Raw genomic sequence first — 5,490 nt, forward strand, 5'->3', positions numbered from 1 at the left:
CCCCCCCCCCCCCCCCCCCCCCCCCCCCCCCCCCCCCCCCCCCCCCCCCCCCCCCCCCCCCCCCCCCCCCCCCCCCCCCCCCCCCCCCCCCCCCCCCCCCCCCCCCCCCCCCCCCCCCCCCCCCATGGAGCATCGCATGCAGTTACGTGGGACAACGATATTGGCCGTGCGCACGGACGCCGGCGTGGCCGTGGCCGGGGACGGGCAGGTGACGCTCGGCCAGGCCGTGGCCATGAAGCACGGCGCGCGCAAGGTGCGCCGCATCTACAAGGACCGGGTGGTGATCGGCTTTGCCGGCTCCACGGCCGACGCCTTCACGCTCTTCGAGCGCTTCGAGGCCAAGCTGGAGGAATTCGGCGGCAATCTGGTGCGGGCCAGCGTGGAGCTGGCCAAGGACTGGCGCAAGGACAAGTACCTGCGCCGCCTGGAGGCCATGCTCATCGTGGCCGACGCGACCAATGTGCTGCTGCTTTCCGGCAACGGCGACGTGATCGAGCCCGACGACGGCGTGGCCGCCATCGGCTCGGGCGGCCCCTACGCCCTGGCCGCCGCCCGGGCGCTCTTGCGCCACACGGACATGCCTCCGCGCGAGATCGTGGAAAAGGCCATGGCCATCGCCGCCGAAATCTGCGTCTACACCAACGACCGCATCGTGGTGGAGACCATCGACCGCGCCTAGCAGGCGCGCTTCATACAGAGTCATGGAAGGAGCAGGCATGCACGCCAGTCTGACGCCTCGGGAGATCGTTTCCGAGCTCGACAAGTACATCATCGGCCAGAAGGACGCCAAGCGCATGGTGGCCATCGCCATGCGCAACCGTTGGCGTCGCCAGCAGATCGACCCGGCGCTGCGCGACGAGGTCGCGCCGAAGAACATCATCATGATCGGCCCCACGGGCGTGGGCAAGACCGAGATCGCCCGGCGGCTGGCCAAGCTGGCCGGGTCGCCGTTTTTCAAGGTCGAGGCCACGAAGTTCACCGAGGTGGGCTACGTGGGGCGCGACGTGGAATCCATGGTGCGCGACCTCATGGAGATCGGGGTCAACCTCGTTCGCAAGGAGGAGCAGGACCGGGTGGCGGCCAAGGCGGAGAAAAACGCCGAGGAGCGCCTGCTGGACCTGCTGTTGCCCGAGTCCCAGCGCGGCGGGGCCAACCCCATCCCCATGCCGGCCGCCCTGGAGGCCCCGACTCCGACGCCGCCCGGCGACGGGCCGGCGAGCACCCGCGACAAGCTGCGCAAGCTCTGGCGCGAGGGCAAGCTCGACGACCGGATCGTGCCCGTGGAGGTGTCCGTGCCCGCGCCGCAGGTGGAGATCATGTCCATGCCGGGCATGGAGGACATGGGCTCGCAGTTCAAGGACATGTTCTCCAAGGTGTTCCCCCAGCGCAAGAAGACCCGCAACATGCGGGTGCGCGACGCCTACGAGGTGCTCTTGCAGGAGGAGACCGACCGTCTGGTGGACATGGACAAGGTGTCCGAGGCGGCCAAGGAACGCGTGGAACAGACGGGCATCATCTTCATCGACGAGATCGACAAGATCTGCGGCAAGCAGGGCGGCGGCAGCGGCCCGGACGTCTCCCGCGAGGGCGTGCAGCGCGATTTGCTGCCCGTGGTCGAGGGCTGCGTGGTCAACACCAAGTACGGCATGGTGAAAACCGACCACATCCTCTTCATCGCCGCCGGGGCGTTCCATTTCTCCAAGCCGTCGGACCTCGTGCCGGAGCTGCAGGGTCGTTTTCCGCTGCGCGTGGAGCTTCGGGCGCTGACGGCCGAGGATTTCTACCGTATCCTCACCGAGCCGCGAAACGCCCTGACCGTGCAGTACACGGCGCTGCTCGGCACCGAGGGCGTGACCCTGACCTTCACGGACGAGGCCCTGCGCGAGGTGGCGGAGTTCGCCCGCCGGGTCAACGAGGAGACCGAAAACATCGGCGCGCGCCGGCTCTACACCATCATGGAGAAGATCCTGTCCGACCTGTCGTTTTCTGCCTCGGACCAGGGCGGCCAGACCGTGGTGGTGGACCCGGCCTACGTGCGGGACAAGCTCGTCGACGTGGCCGAAGACCGCGACCTGTCCCGCTACATCCTGTAACCAACCGTTGGAGGACGGCCCATGGAACGCGAGCACGCCAAAGCCCGGCTGCTGCTGGAGGCACTGCCGTACATCCGCAAGTTTTTCGGCAAGACGGTGGTCATCAAGTACGGCGGCCACGCCATGGTGGACGAGGCCCTGCAGAAGAGCTTCGCCCTCAACGTCATCCTGCTCAAATACATCGGCATCAACCCGGTCATCGTCCACGGCGGCGGGCCGCAGATCGGCCAGATGCTCAAGCAGCTCAACATAACCAGCGAGTTCCGCCAGGGCCTTCGCGTCACCGACGACGCCACCATGGATGTGGTGGAGATGGTGCTCGTGGGCAAGGTCAACAAGAACATCGTCAACCTCATCAACTTAAACGGCGGCGCGGCCGTGGGTCTGTCCGGCAAGGACGGCAAGCTCATCTCGGCGCGCAAGCTCGAAATGGTGCTGGAAAAAGACGACGCCCCGCCCGAGATCATCGACCTCGGCAAAGTGGGCGAGGTCACGGGCATCAACACGGGGCTGATCACCACGCTGCTCGGGGAGGGTTTCATCCCGGTCATCGCGCCGGTGGGCGTGGACGAGAAGGGCGAGACCTACAACATCAACGCCGACACCGTGGCCGGGGCCGTGGCCGGCGCGCTCGGGGCCAAGCGGCTGGTGCTTTTGACCGACGTGGCCGGCGTGCTGGATGCGGACAAGAACCTCATCTCGTCGCTCGACATCGTGGAAGCCTCCCAAGCCATGGCCTCGGGCGTGCTGACCGGCGGCATGATCCCCAAGGTCACCTGCTGCATGGAGGCCGTGGACGCGGGCGTGGAAAAGGCCCACATCCTGGACGGCCGGGTGGAGAACTGCATCATTTTGGAGTTCTTCACCAACTCCGGCATCGGCACGGAAATCGTCTGCAAGCGGTGCATGCTGTAGGCGGCTTGCGATAGTAGCTGGGGGGTGCCTTCGGCGGCCAGGAGGGGCCGAGGGCCCCTCCTGGACCACCCCAAAGGGGGGCGCTTGCCTGCTTGCAACGAAGCGGGCAAGCGCGTCATTGCGACGAGTCGTCGAGGAAAAAATCTTTCGAGTCGTAACCGGTAAGGGAGTCCAGAGGGCGATAGCCCTTTGGCCGCCGGAGGCGTTCCCCCTCCATCCCCCGCAGCGCTCCTACCAGCGGCCCGGCATGGCCGGCAGCCAGGATTCGGACAGGTACTTGTGGAAATCCCGGCCCACCTGCCACAGGCGCGTCAGGCGGCCCTCGATGACGATGGAGCGCGGGCGCGGCCGCAGATGGCGGTAGTGGCGCGGCAATTGGAAGCGGTTGTTTTTTGACAGCACCACGTCCATCTCCCTGTCCCGGTCGCGCACGACCAGGGCTTCGGGGAAAAAGACCGTGCTCTTGAGCCGCTTGGAGAACGTGTCGAACAGCGTGGCATGGATGGCGGAAAAGGGCTCGGCCGAAAGCCGGGCCGTGGGAGCGGCCACGTTCTCGTTGGCCACGAAGGCCACCGGCCCGTCGGGCAGGCCGGCATAGGCCGCGCTCTCCCGGGCGTCGGCCACGCGCACCTCGCCGAGGCCCAGGGAGTCGAAAAGCAGCCGCGTGCGGGCGGCGATCTCCGGGTCGATGTCGATGCCGAAAAGCCGGGTTTCGGCCACGCCGTTGCGCTTGGCCTGGAACCAGGCGGCGGCCAGCAGCACGCCCGTTCCCGTGCCGCAGTCGAAGCCCAGAAACGGGTCCTGGACCTGGGACGGCGGCAGGGGCCTGTTGGCCACGGAACGGAAGATGTGGGCCGTGCGCGGCAGGTCCGTCAGCATGCGCAGGGAAAAGGCGCTGTACTCCCCGGCCAGCGGCACCGCGCCGTCCGGGCCCTCCTGGGACCAGAGGTCGTAAAACCGCCCGAGCTGCGTGCAGATCTCCGGCAGGGGCACGGCATGGGCCTCGGAGCCGGGATACAGGGAGGCGTAGAAGAATTTCAGCAGCAGGCTCAGAATGTCCGCGTCGGCCATGGGCGCTGCGGGGTGGGACAGACGCGCGAAGTCGTCCCGCAACGGCCCGGGACGGAAAAGCTCGCGGGCGATGACGGGTTCCCGACCGATCCTCGCGTCGAACCGCCTTGACGGCGAGGTGGTGGCGGCGTCGTTGATTCGCGGCATGGGCGCTCCTTCCTTGGAATCGTGGTCCGGACCCGGCGGCAAAAATCTCCAGGTCGGCGTAACCCATGCAGGTTTGATGCCGTCACGGCCGTTCGCCGGCCCGAGGTTGAGCCCCGCCGGCAAAAGGCGTAAGGCACCACGCGTGCTCAGACATACCTTCGTACACCTGCCCGGCCTCGGCCCGTCCACGGAAAAACGCCTCTGGGCCGCCGGCATCCATACCTGGGACGATTTCCTCGACGCCAAAACGCCGCCGCTCGGGTCCGTCAAGGTCCCCATGTGGCGCGACGAACTGGCCGCCTCCAAGGAACGCCTGGCCGCCGGCGACGCCGACTACTTCGGCGTGCGCCTGCCGCCGGCCGAGAACTGGCGGCTCTTCTTCGACTTCCGCGAGCACCTCGCCTGCGTGGACATCGAAACCGACGGCACGCCCAAAAACGAAGTCACCGCCGTCTCCCTCTACGACGGCATCGACACCGTGCGCACCTACGCCCACGGGAAAAATCTGCACGACTTCGCCGACGACATCCTGGAGAAAAAGGTCCTCGTCACCTTCAACGGCCGCTGCTTCGACGCCCCGGTGCTCAAGTCGCACCTGGGCGCGACCCTGCCCAAGGCCCACATCGACCTGCGCAACGTGCTCACCGGAATCGGCATCAAGGGCGGGCTCAAGAAGTGCGAGCTCCACTACGGCGTGGACCGGGGCGACCTGACCGGCGCGGACGGCTACTTCGCCGTGGTCCTGTGGCGCGAATACGTCAAAACCGCCGACCCGGCCCTCATGGAGACGCTGCTCGCCTACAACGCCGCCGACGTGCTGGCCCTGCCGGTCCTGCTTGCCCACGCCGTCAACGACCTGCTCGAACAGACGCCCTTCGCCGACCGCTACCGCCTGGACATCCCCCGGCCGGGCGTCAATCCCCACGTCCCGGACCCCCGCGTCCTGCGCCGCCTGGCCTGGGCGTTCTCACGGAAATAGCAGGGCGCTGCCCTGCACCCGCCAGGGCGTTGCCCTGGACCCATCGGGGCTTTGCCCCGAACCCCACCGGGGGGCATGATGCCCCCCGGACCCCCTCGTCGGCGTGGTTGGGCGGGAGGGCAGAGCGTCACCGGGAGGTCGTCGCGCAGCGGACCGAAGATGGGGGCGGAATTTTCCCTGCCGCTGCCGCCGCTGACGCGGCCGGCTCGGCAGGGCAATTTCCGCCCCCAGGCCGTCGCCCCTGCGGGGCGAGATTTAAAGGAATTTTACTGACCTAATCTTAAA

5 protein-coding genes are annotated in these 5,490 nt (G+C 67.7%); 4 read left to right on the forward strand and 1 reads right to left on the reverse strand.

From position 1 onward, the window contains the following. Positions 1-136: 136 nt before the first annotated feature. From hslV to argB, 3 genes are read left to right on the forward strand one after another with little or no spacing between them, the layout of a single operon-like run. Positions 137-679, forward strand: coding sequence for an ATP-dependent protease subunit HslV (gene hslV, locus Q1K70_RS15000; RefSeq protein ID WP_300161159.1), 543 nt, complete (start codon positions 137-139; stop codon positions 677-679). A 37-nt stretch (positions 680-716) separates the two neighbouring features. Further along, complete coding sequence (hslU, locus tag Q1K70_RS15005) at positions 717-2,093, forward strand: ATP-dependent protease ATPase subunit HslU (protein ID WP_300161161.1); 1,377 nt, start codon at positions 717-719, stop codon at positions 2,091-2,093. A 21-nt stretch (positions 2,094-2,114) separates the two neighbouring features. Further along, complete coding sequence (gene argB, locus Q1K70_RS15010) at positions 2,115-3,008, forward strand: acetylglutamate kinase (RefSeq protein ID WP_300161163.1); 894 nt, start codon at positions 2,115-2,117, stop codon at positions 3,006-3,008. Between the two features lie 231 nt (positions 3,009-3,239). Here the strand turns inward: argB and Q1K70_RS15015 are convergent, their stop codons facing one another. Next, on the reverse strand, positions 3,240-4,226 hold the full coding sequence (locus tag Q1K70_RS15015) for a class I SAM-dependent methyltransferase (RefSeq protein ID WP_300161165.1): 987 nt from the start codon (positions 4,224-4,226) through the stop codon (positions 3,240-3,242). A 142-nt stretch (positions 4,227-4,368) separates the two neighbouring features. On the opposite strand from Q1K70_RS15015, the gene Q1K70_RS15020 reads away from it, so the two are divergent. Further along, entirely contained in the window at positions 4,369-5,205 is an 837-nt protein-coding gene (locus Q1K70_RS15020; RefSeq protein ID WP_300161167.1) for a ribonuclease H-like domain-containing protein, read from the forward strand. The last annotated feature ends 285 nt before the right edge of the window (positions 5,206-5,490 follow it).

This window comes from Solidesulfovibrio sp. (assembly GCF_029978005.1).
In the GTDB taxonomy this organism is placed as follows: Bacteria; Desulfobacterota; Desulfovibrionia; order Desulfovibrionales; family Desulfovibrionaceae; genus Solidesulfovibrio.